This is a genomic window from Rhodanobacter koreensis, from assembly GCF_054782855.1.
In genome coordinates this window covers 78,241-100,018 of sequence record NZ_BAAGRR010000001.1, presented here as the reverse complement: position 1 = coordinate 100,018, position 21,778 = coordinate 78,241, and the positions used below count along the sequence as shown (strand labels likewise).

The window sequence follows — 21,778 nt, the reverse complement described above, 5'->3', positions numbered from 1 at the left end:
GATGCTGAAGCGGTGAGGTTGCTCATAGTCAATGATCGCAATAATGCGAATGCGGGCCATGGCGCGCTTCGCAGTCAGTGGGAATGCCACATGGGCAGGCCGACAGCGGCGCCGTCATCGCTCATGCCTGTGTCAGGACCTGTGAACGCAGGCCGGTGCGCAGTTCACCGGTACGACCGTAGAGCTCGCTCTCGCCAACATGCCCGGTGAGTATCGACAGCGCCTGGCGAATCTGTCCCAGCCGCCGGCTGACTGCATTGCCATTGCGCTGGTTGAGTTGCTGGCAGGCGCGCAGCGATTGAACGATGTCTGCCCAGGCCGGTTCCAGTCTGGTGGCGACAGCAGGCAATTCGCGACTCAGCTGCAGGCGTTCGGCATCGAGCTGTTCCAACTGCTGCATGAGCGCCTGCTTGCGCGCACCAGCCTGGTCCAGTGCCTCGCTGCTGTTGGCGCCAAGCGCCGAGCGCTCAGCCTCGAGCACCTGCACCAGTTGCCCGACAGCCTGCTGCATGTCGTCGAGCACGGCGGTGAGCGCGCTGTCCAGTTCGTCCTGCAACAGGCGGCTCATGCCTTGCTCGTGCCGCCGATTTGCCGCTCCAGCGACAACATGTTGTCGGCGATGCGGCCAGGATTGATCTTGTAGCTGCCGTCGGCCAATGCCTGGCGCGCGCGTTCCACCCGTTGCGGATCGACCGTGGCGGCATCGTCGGGGCGGGCGGCCTGCTGCAATGCACGGGCCGAATCGGTCAGCTTGAGCTGATCGTCCGGCTGCGATGCGGCACTGGCCGAGCCTGCAGGAGTGGTGGCCGGCGCCGGGCCATTGCCCGAGCTGCCGGTCGCCTGCGTGAATTTCGGCAAGCCGTTATTTGAAATGGTGGTATTCATGAGGTCCGTTCTCGCTGCGGTGTTGGCCCTGTATCTATCAGATCGGCCGATATCGCGGAAACTTTAATGCGGAAATCCTGGTGAACAGCGCTGCCGGTGCGCCCGCCTTCATGGCAACGCGATGACCTTGCCGGGGGCACTGACCATCGCATCGACCACTTTGCCGGAGCTGTCGTTGCGCACGCGCAGGCGGGCGCCACTGTCGCCGCTGCCCAGCGCCACGCCTGCAGTACGTACTTCGATACCGTCCAGCTGGGCCACCATCTGCACGTGGTCACCGGCACTTACCAGCCGTCGCCCGCCGAGCGCAGCGGGAGTGAGTACCGCGCCGGCAGCCAACGAGCGGGACAGCGAGCGACCAGCCAGCTGATCCAGGCTTTCGATGTAGCCGTAACCGAGCCTGGTGACATCGCGGTCTTCGGCGCGCACATCGCCGGCACTCAATCCGTCGCCACGCAGCAGCGGGTGGCTGGTCACCAGTACCTTGCGGAATAGCTGCAGCTGGACGGGCACACGCACGATCCAGCCGGATTGCCCGCATTGCACCCGCACGGTCATGCGCGATGCGGTTGCCGCGTGTTCGGCTACCGTGGCGCGCAAAGGTTCCCGGCAATCGGCCAGCCGCAGGTGCGGATCGAACACGGTGGATTTGACTTCGACGCGGTTGCCGGGCAGCGCGTAATGCTGGCGCAACGCCTGCTCGGCAGCCGCGCGTACAGTGGCCAGCGATTGTGTGGCCGCTGCCGGTGCGGAGATGGCTGCGGTAGCGGGCAGCAACGCCCCCGCCCAACCGGCCAGGACCAGGATGTGGCGTGCCGGCCACAGGTTTTTCATGCGTCCGCCAGCAAGTTGCCGAGTTGCCCCAGCAGCGCTTCGCGACCGGATTCCAGCTGCTGTGACAACTGCGCAGCCTGCTCGAGCTGGCCATCGCACAGCAGGCTGACAAAGCGGCTGCTCTGCTCGCACAGTCGGGCACCGGCCTCGTTCAGGCCGGCACTGACGGGCTGACCGTGGTGCAGTGCGGCCAGTCGTGTGATCGTGCGGTTCAGCGCATGCGTATCGAACCAGCGTCGATCCAGTGCGCCCGGATCCAGCATGGCCAGCTCCATCGCCTGACGCAGACTCAATGCGGTTTCGCGTACGGTCAGGCTGAGGCTCGCCGGGTCGCTGCCGCTTTCGCTTTCCAGCCAGTCCAGGCCAAGTCGGTGCGCCAGCAGCGCGGCGCGATTCAGTGATTCGGCCTGGCGCCGTGTTTCGGTGCCGCGCCTTTGCAGCGCGCCGAGCGCAGCCTGGGTCGCGGTGGCGCGCGCGTGCTGTACGTCGTGATTCTGCCGCAGGCCATGGATACGCCCGCTTGCCGTGCGCAAGGCCTCGCTGCCCTGCTGCAGGGCGCTTCCGGTGAGGCCGATACCGTTCTGCGCCCGCTCCAGCTGTTGCAGGCCATGCTGTACGTCACCGTCCAGCTGCAACGAGAAATCGCCGATCGAACCGGTGACGGTCTCGATCTCGGTCGTTGTCAGCGTGGTTTTTTCGGCGAGCTGCTTGACCTCGTCGGCGACTACTGCAAAACCGCGGCCCGCTTCGCCTGCCCGCGCGGCTTCGATCGCGGCATTCAGGGCCACCAGATTGGTCTGATGGGCAATTTCCTGTACCACGCCGGTGAGTTTGCGGATCTGTGCCGCCTGTTCGGCGAGCCTGCTCTGGTTGCGGTTCATCGTCGACAGCGCGCTGCGCAGCAGACGCAACTGGCCATCCAGTTCGCTGACGCTGTCTGCGCCGGCGAGTCCGGCACGACCGGCCTGGTCCAGGTCGCTAGCGACCTGCTGCAGCGCCGTCGAGATTCCGGCACTGCCGTCCGTCAAGCGATCGACGCTGCCGCGGCTTTCAAGCGCCGCCCGCTCCAGCGCAGCCTGTTCGCGCGACAGCTGCTGCACCGCGCCCAGCACCAGACTCTGCTGCTCCATGGTCTGCAGCGCCACAGCGGCGGGTGGCCGGGTGACGACACAGGCGAGCAGCGGAGCGATCGCCCGCGCGGCGCGCGGGTATTTGCGCCTCAGCTCGGCGATCTGTGCGTCATTGCCGGCGACAGCGGCCTGTACCAAAGCGGTCAGATGCCGGTTCCAGATCAAGCTCATGAGGCGGGCGTTACCTTGGGTGGCAGGAGTGCTGAATGAATGCATCGTCAGAAATTTTCAAAACTTGAGGAAGCAAGTCGCATGCCATTGTTTGCGGCAACCGCACGGAGCGATGGTGCTCAAGCCGGCTGTGTTCCGGTCGATATGTCCCTGGTAGGCCGCTGCGGCGATATGGCAATGCTTGAGGAGTCCGCATGGGCGGCACGTTACTGGAGAAGGTGGAACGGCAGACCCGGCTGGCCGGGCACAATCGCGTCGCGATGCTGCTGTTCCGGCTCGGCGACGAACAGCTGTTCGGCATCAACGTGTTCAAGGTACGCGAGGTGTTGCGGCGTCCGCCGCTGGAGCGCATGCCGGGCATGCACGGATTGCTGGCGGGTACTTGCGACTACCGCGGTCAGACCATTCCGGTCATCGATCTGGCTGCGGCACTGGGTTACGAACCCCTGCGCGAGGTGGAATCGGCGCATCTGATGGTGACCGAATTCAGTCGCTCGGTGCAGGGTTTCCTGGTCGCTGATCTGCAGCGCATGGTGCATTGCGAGGGCGAGGCGCTGGTGGCGCCACCCGGTACGCTCGGGTTTGGTGCGCGGGTCAATGCGGTAACCCGCATCGATGGCGCCTTGCTGGCCGTGATCGATGTCGAGCATGTACTGGCCAGCATCGACGGCGCGCCAGCCGAGCTGTCACTCCAGATGCAGCGGGTCGCTGGCGCGCGCAGGTTGAGTCCGCGGCGGATCATGGTGGTGGACGACTCGGTGATTGCGCGGCGCCGGCTGGTGAACCTGTTCAAGCAGATGAATATCGAATGCGTGGTGGCCCGGGATGGGCGTGAAGCGCTCGATCGGCTGCTGGAGCTGGCGCAGGCGGAGCCCGACGAGAAGATAAAGCTGGTGGTGTCCGATATCGAGATGCCGCGCCTGGACGGTTATGCGCTGACCCGCGCCATCCGTGAGGCGCCGACGCTGCGCCGTCTCAAGATCGTGCTGCACAGTTCGCTGAGCGGAGTGTTCAACGAGGCGATGGTGCAGGAAGTCAGTGCGGACCGTTTCGTCGCCAAGTTCCAGCCGGATCTGCTGGCGCAGGTGGTGCTGGACCTGTTGCCCGAGTCGGCGGAAATACCGGCGGCCTGAGCCGCGTCGCGGGTAGCGTCAACAATCCGTCTTTGCGGCGGTGCCACGCTCGTGGCGCATCGCCGACTGTCGCGCAAACCCAGCTACAGCACGGGTTTGCCGGCCGTGGCATGCAATTTGCTGACAGTCTCCGTGCGGCAACTGCCACGCGGAGCAAAGCGATGAGCCTGACCCCTGACAACCTGTTCGGCATGCACACCCAGGCGCTGGATCTCTGGCAGCGCCGCAGCGAGGTGCTGGCCAACAATTTGGCCAATACGGACACGCCCAACTATCTGGCCCGCGATATCGATTTCCGCAAGGCGCTCTCCACGGCCGGTGATCAACAGGGGAGCTTGCCGTTGAGTGCGCCGACACCGGGCCAGATCGACCCGGCGGCGCAATCGACGCAGGCACTGGCTTATCGCAACCCGACCCAACCGAGCATGGACGGCAACACCGTCGACGAACAGGTGGAGCAGGCCAACTTCGCTGCCAACGGCGTGCACTACCAGGCCAGCCTGGCCTTCATCACGGCGCAGGTTCACATGCTGCGTACCGCGATTACCGGGGGGCAGAGCTGATGTCGCTGTTCTCGATTTTCAACGTGGCCGGTTCCGGCATGGCCGCGCAGTCGCTGCGGCTGAACACGGTAGCCAGCAATCTGGCCAATGCGGACAGCGTGGCCAGTACGCCCGAGGCGGCCTACCGCTCGCGCCAGCCGTTGTTTGCGGCCGTGCAGGAGCAGCTCGGCAGCAGCGATGCCAGCGGTGAAGGCGTCAAGGTGCTTGGCGTCACCCAGAGCCAGTCCGCCATTCCCAGCCGTTACGAACCGGGTAATCCGCTGGCCGATGGCGACGGCTATGTCTATGCCAGCAACGTCAACCCGATCGACGAGCTGGTCAACATGATTTCGGCCTCACGCTCGTACCAGAACAACGTAGAGGTCATGAACACCACCAAGCAGTTGCTGGTGAAGACCCTCGACCTCGGCAAGTAATTCGGACGGAGCAGCGCATGACCATCAACACGAATAGCACCACGACTGGCAGCAGCCAGGCGGCTACGAGTTCATCCACCACGGCGGCGCTCGCCGGCGGCCTGAGCCAGAGCGATTTCCTGAAGCTGATGACGACCCAGTTGCAGGCCCAGGATCCCACCAACCCGGTCGACAACTCCCAGTTCGTGTCCCAGATGGCGCAGTTCAGCCAGCTCTCGGCGACGCAGGACCTGCTGACGTCGGTGAACACGCTGAGCAGCACCGTCAGCGGCGCCTTGCAGACTTCGCAGGTGCTTGGCTCGTCGAACCTGCTCAACCGCCAGGTGCTGGTGCCGTCGAGCACGATCAACTACAGCGGCAGCGCCGTCACCGGTGCCGCGAATGTCGGCACCGCCGGCAACGTCACCGTGAACATCGTCGATGCCACCGGAAAGGTCGTGCGCACCATGAATCTGGGCAGCCAGAGCAGTGGTCTTTCGCAATTCACCTGGGATGGCAATGACGACAGCGGCAATCCGGTGGCGCAAGGCGCCTACACCATGGCGGCGACCAGCAATGGCAGTTCGCTGGATACGTATGTCGCCGGCACGGTGACCTCGGTCGGCTATGGCGGCACAAACCTTGGCACTTATCTGCAGGTGGCTGGTGTGGGCGGCGTCGCGCTCAGCCAGGTGGCACAGATTCTCTGACGACGTGTTTCACGCACTTACTCATTCGAGGAATACACCATGGCTCTGAATACAGCGCTCAGCGGAATCAATGCGGCCCAGTCGGATCTCAACGTCATCGCCAACAACATCTCGAACGCCAACACGACCGGCTTCAAGGGGTCGCGTGCGGAGTTCTCGGACGTATTCGCGGTGACCGGGCTCAATCTGAACTCCACGGCCACCGGCAGCGGCACGCGCCTGCAGGATGTGGCGCAGCAATTCGCCCAGGGCGACATCGAGACCACCAACAACAGCCTCGATCTGGCGATCAGCGGCAACGGCTTCTTCGTCGTCAATGACGGGAATGGCGTCAGCTACACACGTGCCGGCGATTTCCAGAAGGACCCCAACGGCTATGTCGTCACCAGCAGCGGTGCCAGGCTGCAGGTCTATCCGAGCAACGGCGCCGGTGGTTTCGATACCAGCACGCTGACCGACCTGAAGCTGGTGACGGCGCAAAGCAATGCCAAGGCCACCGCAACGGTGACGATGACCTCGAACCTGCCGGCGAGCGCCGCGGTGCCCACGACGGCGTTCAGCACCACCGACTCGACCAGCTACAACAACGCCTCGCCAGTCACGGTCTACGATTCGCAGGGCGGCTCGCATCAGGGCACGGTGTACTACGTCAAGACCGGTACCAACACCTGGGACGCCCACTTGTACGTGGACGGCAACGACGCCGGCACGCAGGCGATGACCTTCGACACGACCGGCAAGCTGACCACGCCGGCCAACGGCAACCTGGCTTTCAACCCGGTGAACCTGGGCAATGGCTCCAATGCCCTGGCGCTGACAGTCAACGTCACCAACACGACCCAGTTCGGCACCGACTTCTCCGCCGGCACGATCGGCCAGGACGGTTACGAGGCCGGCACCTTGTCGAACATCGACATCGACAGCAAAGGCGTGGTGACGGCGTACTACTCGAACAACCAGAGCAGCCAGATCGGCCAGCTGGCGATGGCCAATTTCGCCAACCTGCAGGGGCTGCGCCAGACCGGCAACACCACCTGGGCGGCCAGCGGCGATTCCGGCGCCGCCGTGATGGGATCAGCAAGTACCGGCCAGTTCGGTGCGATCCAGTCGGGTGCGCTGGAAGATTCCAACACCTCCGATACCACGGCGCAGCTCGTCAACATGATCAAGGCGCAGCGCAACTACCAGGCCAACGCGCAGGTGCTGTCCACCGACAACACGCTGGCTTCCTCGCTGTTCAACGCGGTTTCCAGGTAATCGATCGCCATGGATCGCTCGATCTATGTGGCAATGACCGGGGCGGCGCAGATCATGCGCGCCCAGGACGCCGTGAGCCACAACCTGGCCAATGCCTCCACGGTAGGCTTCAAGAGCGAGTTGAGTGCATTCCAGAGCCAGGCCGTGCTTGGCGACGGGCAGGCCACGCGAGTCAATGCCGTCGCGCAAGGTCTCGGTCAGGACTTCACCCAGGGTTCGTCGCTGAGCACCGGGCGTTCGCTGGATGTGGCCGTGCACGGCAGTGGCTGGATCGCGGTGCAGGCTCCCGATGGTTCGGAAGGCTATACGCGTGCCGGCGACCTGCAGTTGACCGCCGACGGTCAGCTGACGGATGCACGGGGCAATCCGGTCATCGGCAACTCCGGTCCGATCAGCGTGCCCGACAGTGCCCAGATCAGCATCGGTAACGACGGCACGATTTCCACGGTGCCCATCGGGGAAGGGCCGAACGCGGTGACGGCACTGGACCGCATCCGGCTCGTCAATCCCGATTCAAGCCAGTTGGTGCAGGGCAGTGATGGATTGATGCACATGGCTGATGGCAGCCAGGCCGATGCGGATACCGATATCCGCGTCACCCCCGGAACGCTCGAGGGCAGCAACGTCAACGCGTCGACGGAACTGGTGAAGATGATCGCACTGTCACGGCAGTACGACATGCAGGTGAAGTCGATCAAGAGTGCCGACGACAACGCCGCGGCCGCCACCAAACTTCTGCAGTCCAGCTGATACGCGGCTGCCATCATTCACTGGAGTGACCCATGCTTTCTTCCCTCTGGATCGCCAAGACCGGCCTCGATGCGCAGCAGACGCGCATGGACGTCATATCCAACAACCTGGCCAACGCAAACACGACCGGTTTCAAGAGCTCGCGTGCGTCGTTCCAGGATCTGATCTACCAGAACAAGAGTCAGCCCGGTGGCCAGACCACCGAGCAGACGCAGTCGCCTTCGGGACTGATGCTGGGTACCGGCGTGCGCGTGGTGGGCAGCGAAAAGCTGTTCACCCAGGGCAATATCTCGCAGACCGGCAACTCGCTGGATGTGGCGATCCAGGGCAACGGCTTCCTGCAGGTGAGCATGCCCGATGGCAGTATCGCGTATACCCGTGACGGTTCGTTGCATACCGATCCGAACGGCCAGCTGGTGACTGCTGACGGTTATGCGCTGGATCCCGCGGTGACTCTGCCGAGCAATGTGCAGAGCATCACGATCGGCACCGACGGCACGGTTTCGGCCACCACCGCGGGCTCGGCGACGGCGGTGCAGGTGGGTACGTTGCAGCTGGCCGACTTCGTCAATCCGGCCGGCCTGCAGCCGCAAGGCAGCAACCTCTATCTGGAAACCGCATCCAGCGGCACGCCGCAAACCGGGCAGCCGGGCCTGAATGGCATGGGCACGCTGCAGCAGGGCTCGCTCGAATCCTCCAATGTCAACGTGGTGGAGGAGATGGTCAACATGATCGAGACGCAGCGTACCTACGAGATGAATTCCAAGGCGATCAGCAGCACCGATCAGATGCTGCAGGATCTCACGGACAAGATGTGAGCAGGCTCATGGCATCGATCACTTCATTGCTGCGCATGCTTGTTTGCGCCGGCTGTCTTGTCGTGGCCGGTTGTGCCACACCATCCGCGCGCAACGACAGTCAGCAGTGGGCGGCCACCGAGCCGGTGGCACCCGAAACCCCGCCACCGGCGGATGGCGCGATCTATCATGATGTACGAAACATGGAGCTGTTCGCCGATCCGCGCGCGCATCGTGTCGGCGACATTCTCACCATCGTGCTGGTCGAGAGCACGCAGGCCAGCAAGAAGGCCACCACCAGCACCAGCAAGACCGACAAGACGGCGATCGACGCGCCCACGATCCTTGGCCAGGGCCTGAGCATCGGCGGCAAGGCCGCCAGCATCAGCACCAATGGCGACCGCAGCTTTGCCGGCGACGGTTCGAGCAGCCAGAGCAATCAACTGACCGGCCAGATCACGGTGACCGTCGCGCAGCGGCAGTCCAACGGCAACCTGATGGTGCGCGGCGAGAAGTGGCTGACCATCAACCAGGGCCAGGAACTGGTACGCATCTCCGGCATCGTGCGCCCGCAGGACATCGGCCAGGACAACACGGTCGCTTCGACCCGCGTGGCCGATGCACGCATCAGCTACACCGGTCGCGGCACGCTCGCCGATGCCAATACGCAGGGCTGGCTGTCGCGCTTCTTCAATTCCAAGTGGATGCCGTTCTGATGAAGACGCAGTGCATCAAGCTCGTGCCACGGCAATCCGGTAATGAGCGTGCCGAATGCCGTGCGGCAAATCGCGCGGCCAGTTCGACAGCAGGGATTCGTCCGGCGGCATCGCGCCGGCACGCATTCGGCACGACGCTGCTGCTGTGCCTTGTCACCCTGCTGCTGACGCCGGTGCCGGCGCATGCCGATAAGATCCGCGATCTGGCGCAGGTGGCCGGCGTACGCAGCAACCAGTTGATTGGCTACGGACTGGTGGTGGGTCTGGACGGCAGCGGTGATCAGACCACGCAGGCGCCGTTCACCACGCAGAGCCTGGAAAACATGCTTCAGCAGTTCGGCATCACCGTGCCGGCCAGTGCGCGCCCGCAGTTGAAGAATGCGGCCGCGGTGACGATTACCGCGGAATTGCCGCCGTTCGCCAAGCCGGGCCAGACCATCGACGTCACGGTGGCCTCGATCGGCAATGCCAAGAGCATTCGCGGTGGCGAGTTGCTGATGGCGCCGTTGCGTGGCGCCGACGGCAATGTCTACGCGATTGCCCAGGGCAGCGTGGTGGTCGGTGGCGTCAGCGCCAAAGGCAAGAGCGGTTCCAGCGTGCAGGTGAATATCTCCGCCAGCGGACGCATTCCCAACGGTGCCTCGGTCGAGCGCAGCGTTGCCTCGTCGTTCGGTAACGGCAGCGACCTGATGCTCAACCTCAACACGCCGGACTTCGTCACGGCAGCACGCATCGCCAAGGCGGTGAACCAGGTTTACGGCGCCGGCACCGCGCAGGCGGTGGACGGCGGCTCGGTCTCGGTGCGCGGTCCGCTCGATCCTTCGCAGAAGGTGGCGTGGCTCGGTGCGATCCAGGAGCTGGACGTGACACCTGGCGATGCGCCGGCGCGCGTGGTGGTCAATTCACGTACCGGCACCGTGGTGATCGGTGCGGATGTGCGGGTGAGCGCGGCAGCCGTGGCGCACGGCGCGATCCAGGTGACGATCAGCGAACAGCCGATGGTCAGCCAGCCGGCCGCATTCTCTGGCGGGCAGACCGCCATCGTGCCGAGCAGCAACGTGCAGATCAGCGAGGACGGCGCGCACATGTTCAAGTTCGGGCCGGGCGTGAGCCTGGATGCGATCGTGCGGGCGGTCAACCAGGTGGGTGCCGCGCCGAGCGATCTCATCTCGATCCTGCAGGCGTTGAAGCAGGCCGGTGCATTGCACGCGGAACTGGTCGTGATCTGATGGTCGGCGGCGACAGCACCCTGCAGAGCGTCAACACCTGGACCGATCTGTCCGGGTTCAACGCACTGCGGGAGAGTGCGCAGGCCGACAGCAAGGCTGCGCTGCCCATCGTCGCCAGGCAGTTCGAGTCGATCTTCACCCAGATGATGCTGAAGTCGATGCGCGACGCCAATTACGGCGACCCGCTGTTCGACAGTCAGGCGGGCGATGCCTGGCAGGGGCTGTTCGACCAGCAGCTGTCGGTGAACCTTTCCAGTCAGGGTCACGGGCTGGGTATTGCCGAGTTGCTGATACGTCAGCTGGGCGGGAAGGATGCATCGCCGGATGCGTCGACCCAGCCGGGCGATGCAGCACTCCCGGATCAGCCGGTGACAACCGCGCTGAAGAACGAGTGGCAGAAACGCCTGGCGTCGGTGGCCGGCGTGGCACGCTCGGCCGGACGTGCCGTATCCAGCTGGGTGCCGGGCGATGCACAGGAATTCGTTCGCGAACTGGCCCCCCACGCGATCCAGGTTGCCAGGAAGCTCGGTGTCTCATTGCGCGCGGTGCTGTCCCAGGCCGCGCTGGAAACGCAGTGGGGAACGCGCATGCCTGCGCGTGGCGATGGCAGCAGCAGCAACAACCTGTTCGGCATGAAGGCCGGTGGAAGCTGGGACGGCGAGCGCGTCAATGTCCCGACCCTTGAGTTTGAAGATGGCGTCGGAGTCAGGCGGAAGGCGCAGTTCCGCGCCTACGCCTCGCCGGCCGAGTCATTTGCGGATTACGCCCGGCTGGTAAGCGGCAACCCCCGTTATGCCGAGGCACTGGGCAAGGGCGACGACGTGCTTGGTTTTGCGCGTGGACTGGTCAGCGGCGGCTATGCCACCGACCCCGCCTATGCCTCGAAGATTGCCGCCATCGCCAACAGCCCGGCCATGCGCCAAGCGCTGGCCACACTCAAGAATGTCGCCGTTACGCCGACACCCTCAGAATGATGCGTCCGGGAATTATCCATGGCTAATATGCTCAGTACCGGCATTTCCGGTCTCAATGCTGCCCAGGTGGCGCTCAGTACGGTCAGCAACAACATCAGCAACACCAATACCGATGGCTACAGCCGACAGCTGGTCCAGCAGACTTCGGCCGTAACCCAGTCCAATGGGCGTTACACCATCGGGGGCGGTGTCGATGTGATATCGGTCCAGCGCGCCTACAGCCAGTTCCTCACCAATGCGGTGTGGAGCAGCAACGCCAGCCTTCAGCGTGCGAGCACCTTCAACGACCTGACCAGCACACTCAACAGCGTGTTCAGCGGCAGCGGCGATCTGCAGGGGGCGCTGGATGCCTTCTATGGCGCCTTCAGCACCGTGGCCAATGCGCCCAGCAGTACATCCGGCCGGCAAGCCTTGCTGGGCAGTGCCAGCTCGACGGCCACCGTGTTCAACACACTCGGTCAGCAGCTGAGCTTGCAGCAAAGCCAGATCAACAACCAGATCGGCAGCACGGTCGACAGCATCAACAGCGTCGTCAGCAATATCGCCGACCTCAACAAGCAGATCCGCCAGGCCAGCGCCACGGGTCAGCCGAATGCCCTGCTCGATCAGCGCGATGCCCTGGTCAAGACGCTTTCCGGCTACGTGGGCATATCTGCCGTGACCGAGAGCGATGGCACGATGAGCGTCTACACGAGCAGCGGGCAAAGCCTGGTCAGCGGCAGCAATGCCTATGCACTGTCCACCGGCGGCAATGCCTACGACGCTACCCGCAGCGATATCTTCGACAGCTCAGGCAACAACATCACGACGCGCCTGAGTGGCGGCTCGCTTGGTGCATTGCTGGACTACCGGACGAACGTACTCGACCCGACGCAGAACCAGCTGGGTCAGGCGGCACTGGCGCTGGCCTCCAGCGTCAATGCGCAGCAGGCCAAGGGACTTGATCTCAATGGCAAGCAGGGCGCCGCCATCTTCAGCACGCCAGCGCCGACGGTACTTGGCTCCAGCGCCAACCAGGGCAGTGCAGGTGTGACCGCGAAGATCAGCGATGTCTCCCAGCTGACCGCATCCGACTACGTGCTCAGTTACGACGGCAGTCAGTGGAACCTGCGCACTACCGCCGGGCAGAACGTCGCGCTCACGACCAACACCGATGGCAGCCTGTCGGCAGATGGACTGACCTTCAACGTATCGGGCACGGCACAGGCCGGTGACAGCTACCAGATCCAGCCGACCCGCAATGCGGCGACGGGGCTGGCGGTAAGCATGACCGACCCGAGCGGGATTGCCGCCGCGGCAGCACTCACGAGCAGCGCCGCCAGCAGCAATACGGGTACCGCCACAGTCGGTTCGGTCGGCGTGACCGATGCCTCCAACGCCGCGCTGCTTGGCACGACGAAGGTGAGTTTCAGCGCACCGGACACCTATCAGGTCACCGACGCCGGCGGCAATGTACTGGCCAGTGGAACCTATGTTTCGGGACAGCCGATCACGGCCAATGGCTGGAGCCTGACGCTATCCGGTACGCCGGCAGCTGGCGACAGCTTCCAGGTTTCGGCCAACACGAATGGCCTCAACGACAACAGCAATGCGCTGGTACTGGCCGGACTGGCCGATGCCGGTGTGCTTGGCGGGGGTGCCACTTCGGTGCTCGACACGTACGCCAACCTCACCACCCAGGTTGGCAGCGCAGGAAGCCAGGCTGCCACCACGCTGACCACGCAGACCAGCCTTTACAACCAGGCGGTGTCGGCGCAGCAGAGCGTGTCAGGCGTCAATCTGGATGAAGAGGCCGCGAACCTGGTCAAGTATCAGCAGGCCTATCAAGCCTCGGCGCAGATCATCTCCACGGCCCAGTCCATCTTCAGCAGCCTGCTGTCAGCCATCCAGTAAACCGAGCAGGGGTAAACGATATGCGCCTTTCCACCAGTTGGATGTATCAGCAGTCGCTGGACACCATGCTCAGCCAGCAGAGTGCGCTCGCGGCGACCCAGAACCAGGTGAGTACGGGCCAGCGCATCAACGTGGCATCGGACGACCCTGTCGGTGCCGGCAAGGTGATCAGCCTCAGCCACATCCTGGCAGCCAATACGCAGTATTCGAGCAATATCGACAGCGCCAATACCCGGCTTTCCACGGAGCAGACGGCGTTGACCTCGGTGACCAACCTGCTCGACAGCGCGCGTTCGATGGCGGTGCAAGGCATCAACGGCACGCTCTCCAGCAGCGATCGCAAGGACATGGCGACACAGCTCTCGCAACTTCGTGACCAGCTCATCCAGCTGGCCAACACCACGGACAGCAATGGCGATGCCCTCTTTGCCGGCACCAGCACGAGCAAGGCGCCATTCGTGAAGGGCGCGGACGGCACGGTGAGCTATACCGGCAACGATGCACAGCTGATGACATCGATTGGCTCGGGCTTGCAGATCTACACCGGCGATGCCGGCAGTGCATTGTTCATGAGCATTCCTGCCGGCAACGGCAGCTTCACGGCCAGTGCGGGCGGCAGCAATACCGGCACGCTGGTGGTGGGGGAAAACGCCGTGAGCGACCCGGTCGAATGGAACAGCGCCAGCGCGGCGAGCGGTGGCGGTTACACCATCAGTTTTGACGCTGGCGGCAGCTGGACGGCGAGCGATGCCCACGGCAACCCGGTTCTCGACAGCAGCGGCAACCCCGTAGGCGGCACCTATCAGGACGGCGGCAGCATCAGCTTCGACGGCATGTCCGTCACGCTCAGCGGCACGCCGGCTGCCGGAGATACCGTTGCCGTCAAATCCGGCGGCAGCCAGGATGTCTTCAGCACGCTCAACAACATGATCGCGGTATTGCAGGGCGGCGGCAGTGATACCGATGTGGCCAATGGCCTCAATCGGCAGATCGAGTCGCTCGATCAGGCGCTGGGCAGTGCGAGCAATGCCATGGTGGCGATCGGCGGGCGCATGAATACGCTGCAGCAGCAGCAGAGTGCCTATGCCGATCTGAGTGTGACCTATCAGGGTGCGTTGTCAGATACGCAGAATGTGGACGTCTATACGGCCATAAGCAATCTTTCATTGCAATCGACTGCCTTGCAGGCATCGCAGCAGGTATTCGCCCAGGTCAAGTCGATGAGCCTGTTCAACTACATCAAGTGATGCCTTGATCGATGTGCTGCGATATGCAGTGCATCGAGTGACGTGGGCAGAGATTTACGGGGCGGAGGTCAATCCGCGGCAAGCAGAGGCCGGTACGGCGCAGGTTTCGGGTTATCCGCATTCGCAAGGCAACTCGATTTCCCCTGTCGAAAATAGCCATGGCCAGACACTCAAGTATTTTTCGCGAGTGCCGAAAAACTCTCTGAGGCGGATGGCATTCCAGCGTTGGAATCGTGCCGCCGGGATGCAGAACGTCCAAACAAACCGGCCTTTGGTTCCCGTAGGAGATAGCCATGTCACTCGTAATCAACACCAACATCAATTCGCTGAACACGCAGAACAACCTGAGCAAGTCGCAGAGCGCCCTGTCCAAGGCCACCCAGCGCCTGTCCTCGGGCCTGAAGATCAACAGCGCGGCCGACAACGCCGCCGGCTTCGCGATCTCGCAGCGCTACACCACCCAGATCGGCGGCCTGGCCCAGGCCAGCGCGAACGCCAGCGATGCGATCAACCTGGCGCAGACCGCCGGTTCCGCGCTGGACCAGGTCACTGCCAACCTGCAGGCCATCCGTGACCTGGCCGCGCAGTCGGCCAACGGCACCTACAGCGCCGATGACCGCGCCACCATCGACTCCGAAGTGCAGCAGCGTCTGCAGGAAGTCACCCGTATCGCCAACCAGACCACGTTCAACGGCAAGAAGGTGCTGGACGGCTCGCTGCAGTCGCAGAGCTTCCAGATCGGTGCCAACGTCGGCCAGACAGTCAGCGTGAGTCTGGGCACGAGCGTCAAGGCCAGCGACATGGGCGCGATCGCCACCAGCTCCACCGGCGATATCAGCGGCGATTTCAAAAGCACGACTCCCGCTGGCCTGACCCTTGCCGCCGGCGACCTGAAGATCGGTGGCACCGACATCACGGGTACCTTCACCGATGCCGCCAGCCTGGCTACGGCAATCAATGCCCAGACCGGGACCACGAATGTAACCGCCTCCGTGGTCAGCGGTGAATTGCACTTGTCGAATGCCGGTGCCGCAACCACGGTGACGGGCACCAAGGCTGCCGCACTGTTCGGCAGCGCCAGCACGGCGCTTGCCGACGGTACCGTTACGCCGACGACGGCCGATAGCACGGGCGTGGCGGCGGCTGTCGCGGCACCGGCCAGCACCAGCTCGGGCCTGACCCTTGGCGCCGGCGACCTGAACATCAACGGTACGGACATCAAAGGTACGTTCAACAGCGTGCAGGATCTTTCCGATGCGATCAACGCGGCCAACGTTACCGGCGTCAGCGCCGCCGTGAATGCCGCCGGCAATGGCCTGAACCTCTACTCGAACGTGGCTCTGACCGTCTACGGCGCAGCCGCGGATTCGGCCTCCACAGCAACGAACGCGTTGAAGTTCTCCGGTGCGGGTGCCGATAACACCACGGCGGCCATCGCGACGAGCGGTGATCTGGCAACGGGCAACGTCAAGACCGTCGACGGCGCCAACGACCTGATCTCGCGCATCGACGTGGCGCTGAGCTCGGTGGCCAATTTCGCGGCCAACCTGGGTGCGGTGCAGAACCGCTTCCAGTCCACCATCTCGACCCTGAGCGCGCAGACCACCAACCTGCAGGCTTCGCAGTCCACCATCCAGGACGCGGATTTCGCGGCGGAAACGGCCAACCTGAGCAAGGCCCAGGTGCTGCAGCAGGCCGGTATCTCGGTGCTGGCACAGGCCAACTCCAACCCGCAGCAGGTGCTGAAGCTGTTGCAGTAACCGTTGCCGGATCGCCCGCCGCCTTCCTGTGCGGCGAGCGGCCATGACGGGTTTGAACCTGGACGGCGGCATCGTGATCGATCGATGCCGCCGTTCTCACAGGAGCCGCCTGCAAAGGCCTTGCCGATGGCGAGCTTTTTGCAAGCGACTCGTCACCCCGCGTTCTATGTGCGGCCGAACGGAAACCACGAGGATCGCCATGACCACCCCCAGCGTCACTTCCGGCAGCAGCCTGAGCAGCATGCTCAACACGGCGGCGAGCAACGCGACAACGTCGACCACCGGTACGGGCACCACTACCGGTACCAGCTCCGGTACCGGGAGCACGACCGCGGTGCTCAGTTCCGCCGGCATCGGCTCCGGACTGGACGTGGACTCCATCGTCACCGCATTGGTCAATGCCAAGAAGGCGGGGCCGCAGGCGCAGATCACCAACAAGGCGACGCAGACCAATACGACGCTGACGGGTCTGGCCTCGCTGAACTCGGCGCTGACCTCGCTGCAAAGCGCGCTTTCCGCCCTGACCCAGACCAGTACCTTCAGCAGCTACAACGCGGTGCTGGCCGATACCACCATCGGCACCACCAGCACCCTGAGCAATGCCAAGCCGGGCAGCTATGCACTCGATGTGACCCAGCTGGCCACGGCGCAGAAGCGCAGCAGCGACGCCTACGACAAGAGTGCGGCGATCGGCAGCGGCACACTGACGATCGGTGTGGGTACCAGCAGCCTCAACCTCAGCGTATCGGCCACCGACACGCTGTCGGACATTGCGGCGAACATCAACAGTGCCTCGAACAATCCCGGCGTCACGGCCACCGTCGTCTACGGCGCCGGTGGCGCGCAGCTGCTGCTCAGCTCCAGCAAGACCGGCGTGGCCAACGGTTTCACGGTCAGTGCCGATGCCACCAGCAGTGGCGGCCTGAGTGCACTGGCCTCCAAACTGGGCACCGCCGGCAGCAGCGAGGCACAGGACGCCAAGCTGACCCTGGACGGCATCAGCATCAGCAGTGCCAGCAACAGCGTCAGCGGCGCGATCGACGGCGTCACCATCAACCTGGCCAAGACCGGCAGCACCCAGATGACGGTGAGCCAGGACAGCAGTGCGGCCACAACGGCGATCCAGGGTTTCGTCGATGCCTACAACAGCTATGCCAGCTCGGTTGCCACGCTGTCCAGCTACGATGTCTCCACGGGCACGGCGGGCATCCTGCTGGGCGACACCACGCTGACCTCGGTGCAGCGGCAGATATCCAGCCTGCTGAGCAGCAAGGTGCCTGGCAACAGCATCGGCTCGCTGGCCGCGCTGGGCATCACGCGTGCCGCCGACGGCACGATGTCGCTGGACAGCGGCAAGCTGGCCTCCACGCTGCAGAGCAATCCCACCGCGGTGCAGGATCTTTTCGCCGGTCCCAACGGCTATGCCACGCGGCTGAACACGTCACTGGATGCGTTCACCTCCAGCAGCGGCGTGATCGCCACCCGCCAGCAGAGCCTCAACGACAGCCTGACCAAGCTCAACACGCAGCAGACCCAGCTGGATGCGCGGATGACCGTGTACGAGACCCAGCTGCGCAGCCAGTACACGGCGCTCGACACGCTGATGTCCTCGCTCAACAACACCAGCAGCTATCTGACCAGTGCCCTGGCGCAGTTGGAAGCTACCTACACCAAGACCAGTAATTGATTCCGGGGAGCCCCATGAGCTACGGACACATGCGCAATGCCAGTGCGATCTATCAGCAGAACAGCGTCCGCGGCGGTGTCGAGGATGCCGATGCACACCAGTTGATCGGCATGCTGCTCGACGGTGCCATCGACCGCATCAGCCAGGCGCGTGGCTGCATGATCCATGGCGACGTGGCAGCCAAGGGCAGCAGCATCTCGCGTGCCGTGGCCATCGTCGGTGAATTGCGCGAAGGGCTCGACCACAAGGTGGATCCGACCCTCAGCCAGCGGCTGGACTCGCTCTACGAATATGTCACGCGGCGTCTGCTCTATGCGCAGTTGAACAACGATACGGCTGCGCTGGACGAATCCGTGCGCCTGCTTACGCCGATCCGCGATGGCTGGCAGGCGATCCGCAACGACTATCTGTCGACCCGGCAGGCTGCCGGGGAACGTTGATGGACGATATTCGCAATGGAAGCCTCGAGCAGGCTCTGGAGCTGAGCTCGCAGATGTTCCTGTCAGCGCAGGCCGGCGACTGGACGAAGGTATCCGCCTTGCAGGTGGAATGCGATGCGTTGCTCAGGTGCAATCATGCGGCGAACGACGCAACGCGTACGGCCTTGCTGGAGCTGCAGCGACATTACGTGAGCGTGACCGGATTGGCGGGCCAGGCGCGCGAAGCGATCGCCATCGAGCTGGGTCGCCACCGGCACAATCACCGTGCCTTGAACGCCTACCTGATCTCCTGCGACGGGTGATGAGCGGACATCGGGCAGGGATAGGCCGTATCAGTGATTCGCATTATCGTGCCTGCATCGGCGCGGCAACTGATGTCTGCCCCGATGGTGCGTTGACCCCATACAGGACGGATATTCCATGCAAGACGATGCCTGGCAGGCTTTTTCGGAACGGGTGAGCTGCGAAGACAGTTGGCATGTCGACAGCGAGCCCTTGGTGTGGCCGTTGCCTGATACCATGGCGCAGCGCCTGGCCGAGCGCAATACGGCCACGCTGGCCACCATCGCCGCACTTTCAGAGCGCCATGCCGACAACACCGAGGACGACAGCCCGGTGATGCAGGAGTTGCAGCGCATCGATGCGAAGCTCACCGCGCTTGTCGATGTCGTCAATCACCTGCTGGTGCCGCTCAGTGATCTGCCGCCGCGCCAATTGCTTCGTTTCAATGCGATCGGTGCGGTGTTGCCTGCGGCGTTGGTGCCTGCGGACGACATATCGTTGCTGCTGCGCCTGCGTTTCGACGTATGTCGCAGCCTGCCGCTGGAACTGGCTGCGCGAGTGGAGCGTCAATTGGACGATGGTCGAGTCTTTGTGGTGTTTGTGCGGCAGAGCGAGGCACTGGGTGACGCAATTGAGCGACTCGTTTTTCGTTACCACCGACGTAAAGTGGCAGAGGCGCGGCATTTGACGATCTGAATCCGTGCGCGGGTCAGCGCCGCTTATGTGATAGGTCTCACATTACCGCAACTTTGTACGAAAAATTTTTGACGTGTATCGCATCTGGCACCCGACCCGGCTGCCACGCAATATTTTGTGGCAAAAATAAGCAGTGTCATGAACTTATGACGGACTTTTGCGTATGTTCAAGGTTTGAATGTACGTGTTTTACGGGTGGCGAACCCTTGGGTGACGATTTGCCGCCGCCCGGACCGCAAAAATCTGGCCCCTTTATTGCTCACTGTTCATCGAGCCGGCGACGGAAAGTCGGCGCGATGAAAACGAGCCCGCCACGGACGCGGGTGTTGGTCGAAGTGCAGTAAGTAACAGGGGCAAGTGATGCAAAAATTCGATTTCCTGGTGATTGAGTCCGATCCGGCGCGGACAGACTCGGTTCTTTCAGCACTGCACTTTCTGGGCTATCGGCCGCAGCACGGCGCAGCCTGTCGCGCGGTTGATGAATCCACCCATGCATGGCGTGCGGTGTACATCGGCAGCGTCGGCGATGTCGCCGATGCAGAGCGGCAATTGGCCCTGCTCGGTGCGGCGGCGGCACATGTCCCGGTGCTGCTGGCCAGCGACTCGGCGTGGGTCGAACGTTTCAGCGTTTCGTCTTCACCGTTTGCCGCCCGGGTGGTTGCCGTGGACGTGCCGCTGCGTTACGAGCAGGTGGCAGAAGCCCTGCGTGGTGTCTACGCACGACTGCTCGGAAGCCAGTCCGGCAAACTGCGCTTCGTCGGCAATTCGACATCCATGACCCATGTGAATGCCCTGATCCGTCAGGTGGCGCCGTTCGATTCGAGCGTGCTGGTGCTTGGCGAATCGGGTACCGGCAAGGAAATGGTGGCCCGCGCGATCCACGAGAGCTCGCCGCGCCGCGACAAGCCGTTCATTGCGATCAACTGCGGTGCCATTCCCGCCGAGCTGCTGGAAAGCGAATTGTTCGGTCATGAAAAGGGTGCGTTCACCGGCGCGATCAGCGCACGCAAGGGCCGTTTCGAGATGGCCGAGGGCGGCACGCTGTTTCTCGACGAAATCGGCGACATGAGCCTGCCGATGCAGGTGAAGTTGCTGCGCGTGCTGCAGGAGCGCGTCTACGAGCGCGTTGGCGGCAATCGCACCCAGCGTTGCGATGTACGCATCATCGCCGCAACGCACCGCAACCTGGAGCAGTCGATCGCCAACGATCAGTTCCGCGAAGATCTCTATTACCGCCTCAGCGTGTTTCCGCTGGAGCTGCCGTCGCTGCGCGAGCGGCTGGACGATCTGCCGGTGCTGATGGCCGAATTCAACCAGCGACTGGCCCGGCGCGGGCTGAGCGTCGTGCGTTTCAGTGTCGGCGCGATGAACGCGTTGCGCGGCTATGCATGGCCGGGCAACGTGCGCGAACTGTCAAACCTGGTCGAACGCATGGCCATTCTCTTTCCGCATGGCGAGGTGCGCAGCAGCGACCTGCCGGAAAAATATCGCGGCCATCAGGTTGGCGACGAAATGCGCGGTGCGGCGCTGCTTGCATTGATGGAGGGACAGGCCTCCGTGCAGGACGGCGGTGCCGGTCCGGTCACCGGCGGCGACATGCTGGGTTTGCTGCCCGAGGAAGGGCTGGACCTGAAGGACCATCTGGCCGACATCGAAGTGGGGCTGATCCGTCAGGCGCTCGACGCCACCGGCGGCGTGGTGGCGCATGCCGCCAAGCTGCTGCGCATGCAGCGCACCACCCTAGTGGAGAAGCTGCGCAAGTACGGACTGCAGAACAGTCTGGCCGCCTGAAACCATCGACAGCGGAGTGGCGAGTTTCGGCTGATCAGGCATGGCACGGCTCGTGCTTCTACTCCCTTCAGACCCGTCATGTGCTGGAAAACCGTCATGAGTCAGATCGACGTCAACAACCTGCTTTCCCAGATGCGCCAGATGACCGCCCAGGTGCGGCCGCCGGAAACCGCATTCACGGCAGCACCGGCTGGCGGACAGGGCGATTTCTCCAGCTTGCTCAAGCAGTCGATTTCCGCGGTGGGCCAGACCCAGCTGGAAGCCGGTCGCATGGCGGCGAGTTTCGAGCGCGGCGATGCCGGTGCGGACCTGGGACGCACGATGGTTGCGGTGCAGAAGGCCGATTTGTCACTGCGCACGATGGTCGCCGTGCAGAGCAAGCTGGTGGATGCCTACAAAGACATCATGAACATGCCGGTCTGATGCTTCCTGCATCGA

At 63.6% G+C, this 21,778-nt stretch carries 23 protein-coding genes; 19 read left to right on the top strand and 4 right to left on the bottom strand.

Going from position 1 to position 21,778, the window contains the following annotated elements:
* Positions 1 to 121: 121 nt before the first annotated feature.
* The 4 genes from ACYVKM_RS00540 to ACYVKM_RS00525 all read right to left on the bottom strand — a co-directional run bounded on the left by ACYVKM_RS00540 (position 122) and on the right by ACYVKM_RS00525 (position 3,020).
* The gene (locus tag ACYVKM_RS00540; protein WP_460875038.1) at positions 122 to 568 is read right to left on the bottom strand and encodes a flagella synthesis protein FlgN; all 447 of its coding nucleotides are present in this window, start codon (positions 566 to 568) and stop codon (positions 122 to 124) included.
* Positions 565 to 885 carry a flagellar biosynthesis anti-sigma factor FlgM gene (gene flgM, locus ACYVKM_RS00535; protein ID WP_460875037.1) on the bottom strand — a complete coding sequence of 107 codons (321 nt, stop codon included), beginning with the start codon at positions 883 to 885 and terminating at the stop codon, positions 565 to 567. Before flgM ends, ACYVKM_RS00540 begins: the two co-directional genes overlap by 4 nt.
* A gap of 108 nt (positions 886 to 993) precedes the next feature.
* Positions 994 to 1,719, bottom strand: a complete 726-nt coding sequence (gene flgA / locus ACYVKM_RS00530; RefSeq protein WP_460875036.1) for a flagellar basal body P-ring formation chaperone FlgA — start codon at positions 1,717 to 1,719, stop codon at positions 994 to 996.
* Entirely contained in the window at positions 1,716 to 3,020 is a 1,305-nt protein-coding gene (locus ACYVKM_RS00525) for a methyl-accepting chemotaxis protein (protein WP_460875035.1), read from the bottom strand. The genes flgA and ACYVKM_RS00525 overlap by 4 nt, the downstream gene beginning before the upstream one ends.
* Positions 3,021 to 3,214: 194 nt before the next feature.
* On the opposite strand from ACYVKM_RS00525, the gene ACYVKM_RS00520 reads away from it, so the two are divergent.
* The 19 genes from ACYVKM_RS00520 to fliE all read left to right on the top strand — a co-directional run bounded on the left by ACYVKM_RS00520 (position 3,215) and on the right by fliE (position 21,763).
* Positions 3,215 to 4,153 (top strand): chemotaxis protein, encoded by a 939-nt coding sequence (locus ACYVKM_RS00520; RefSeq protein WP_460875034.1) that lies wholly within the window; start codon positions 3,215 to 3,217, stop codon positions 4,151 to 4,153.
* 161 nt (positions 4,154 to 4,314) lie between these two features.
* Positions 4,315 to 4,716, top strand: a complete 402-nt coding sequence (gene flgB / locus ACYVKM_RS00515; RefSeq protein WP_460875033.1) for a flagellar basal body rod protein FlgB — start codon at positions 4,315 to 4,317, stop codon at positions 4,714 to 4,716.
* Positions 4,716 to 5,132 (top strand): flagellar basal body rod protein FlgC, encoded by a 417-nt coding sequence (gene flgC, locus ACYVKM_RS00510; RefSeq protein WP_460875032.1) that lies wholly within the window; start codon positions 4,716 to 4,718, stop codon positions 5,130 to 5,132. The genes flgB and flgC overlap by 1 nt, the downstream gene beginning before the upstream one ends.
* A 17-nt stretch (positions 5,133 to 5,149) precedes the next feature.
* Positions 5,150 to 5,821: a flagellar hook assembly protein FlgD gene (locus ACYVKM_RS00505; protein WP_460875031.1), complete on the top strand. Its 672-nt coding sequence runs from the start codon at positions 5,150 to 5,152 to the stop codon at positions 5,819 to 5,821.
* Positions 5,822 to 5,860: 39 nt separating this feature from the next.
* Entirely contained in the window at positions 5,861 to 7,078 is a 1,218-nt protein-coding gene (gene flgE / locus ACYVKM_RS00500; protein WP_460875030.1) for a flagellar hook protein FlgE, read from the top strand.
* A 9-nt stretch (positions 7,079 to 7,087) separates the two neighbouring features.
* Positions 7,088 to 7,828 (top strand): flagellar basal-body rod protein FlgF, encoded by a 741-nt coding sequence (flgF, locus tag ACYVKM_RS00495; RefSeq protein WP_460875029.1) that lies wholly within the window; start codon positions 7,088 to 7,090, stop codon positions 7,826 to 7,828.
* Between the two features lie 32 nt (positions 7,829 to 7,860).
* Positions 7,861 to 8,646: a flagellar basal-body rod protein FlgG gene (gene flgG / locus ACYVKM_RS00490; RefSeq protein WP_460875028.1), complete on the top strand. Its 786-nt coding sequence runs from the start codon at positions 7,861 to 7,863 to the stop codon at positions 8,644 to 8,646.
* Positions 8,647 to 8,654: 8 nt separating this feature from the next.
* The gene (gene flgH, locus ACYVKM_RS00485) at positions 8,655 to 9,341 is read left to right on the top strand and encodes a flagellar basal body L-ring protein FlgH (protein ID WP_460875027.1); all 687 of its coding nucleotides are present in this window, start codon (positions 8,655 to 8,657) and stop codon (positions 9,339 to 9,341) included.
* Positions 9,341 to 10,570, top strand: a complete 1,230-nt coding sequence (locus ACYVKM_RS00480; protein ID WP_460875026.1) for a flagellar basal body P-ring protein FlgI — start codon at positions 9,341 to 9,343, stop codon at positions 10,568 to 10,570. The genes flgH and ACYVKM_RS00480 overlap by 1 nt, the downstream gene beginning before the upstream one ends.
* Positions 10,570 to 11,544 carry a flagellar assembly peptidoglycan hydrolase FlgJ gene (gene flgJ, locus ACYVKM_RS00475; RefSeq protein ID WP_460875025.1) on the top strand — a complete coding sequence of 325 codons (975 nt, stop codon included), beginning with the start codon at positions 10,570 to 10,572 and terminating at the stop codon, positions 11,542 to 11,544. Before ACYVKM_RS00480 ends, flgJ begins: the two co-directional genes overlap by 1 nt.
* 18 nt (positions 11,545 to 11,562) lie before the next feature.
* Positions 11,563 to 13,437, top strand: coding sequence for a flagellar hook-associated protein FlgK (flgK, locus tag ACYVKM_RS00470; protein ID WP_460875024.1), 1,875 nt, complete (start codon positions 11,563 to 11,565; stop codon positions 13,435 to 13,437).
* 20 nt (positions 13,438 to 13,457) lie between these two features.
* Positions 13,458 to 14,684, top strand: coding sequence for a flagellar hook-associated protein FlgL (gene flgL, locus ACYVKM_RS00465; protein WP_460875023.1), 1,227 nt, complete (start codon positions 13,458 to 13,460; stop codon positions 14,682 to 14,684).
* Positions 14,685 to 14,977: 293 nt separating this feature from the next.
* Positions 14,978 to 16,444: a flagellin N-terminal helical domain-containing protein gene (locus ACYVKM_RS00460; protein WP_460875022.1), complete on the top strand. Its 1,467-nt coding sequence runs from the start codon at positions 14,978 to 14,980 to the stop codon at positions 16,442 to 16,444.
* Between the two features lie 199 nt (positions 16,445 to 16,643).
* On the top strand, positions 16,644 to 18,131 hold the full coding sequence (gene fliD / locus ACYVKM_RS00455; protein WP_460875021.1) for a flagellar filament capping protein FliD: 1,488 nt from the start codon (positions 16,644 to 16,646) through the stop codon (positions 18,129 to 18,131).
* Between the two features lie 14 nt (positions 18,132 to 18,145).
* A complete protein-coding gene (fliS, locus tag ACYVKM_RS00450; RefSeq protein WP_460875020.1) occupies positions 18,146 to 18,571 on the top strand; it encodes a flagellar export chaperone FliS in 426 nt (141 codons plus the stop codon).
* Positions 18,571 to 18,873 (top strand): hypothetical protein, encoded by a 303-nt coding sequence (locus tag ACYVKM_RS00445; protein ID WP_460875019.1) that lies wholly within the window; start codon positions 18,571 to 18,573, stop codon positions 18,871 to 18,873. The genes fliS and ACYVKM_RS00445 overlap by 1 nt, the downstream gene beginning before the upstream one ends.
* A 118-nt stretch (positions 18,874 to 18,991) precedes the next feature.
* On the top strand, positions 18,992 to 19,549 hold the full coding sequence (locus ACYVKM_RS00440) for a PilZ domain-containing protein (protein WP_460875018.1): 558 nt from the start codon (positions 18,992 to 18,994) through the stop codon (positions 19,547 to 19,549).
* 360 nt (positions 19,550 to 19,909) lie between these two features.
* Entirely contained in the window at positions 19,910 to 21,340 is a 1,431-nt protein-coding gene (locus ACYVKM_RS00435) for a sigma-54 dependent transcriptional regulator (protein WP_460875017.1), read from the top strand.
* Positions 21,341 to 21,436: 96 nt separating this feature from the next.
* A complete protein-coding gene (gene fliE, locus ACYVKM_RS00430; protein WP_460875016.1) occupies positions 21,437 to 21,763 on the top strand; it encodes a flagellar hook-basal body complex protein FliE in 327 nt (108 codons plus the stop codon).
* The last annotated feature ends 15 nt before the right edge of the window (positions 21,764 to 21,778 follow it).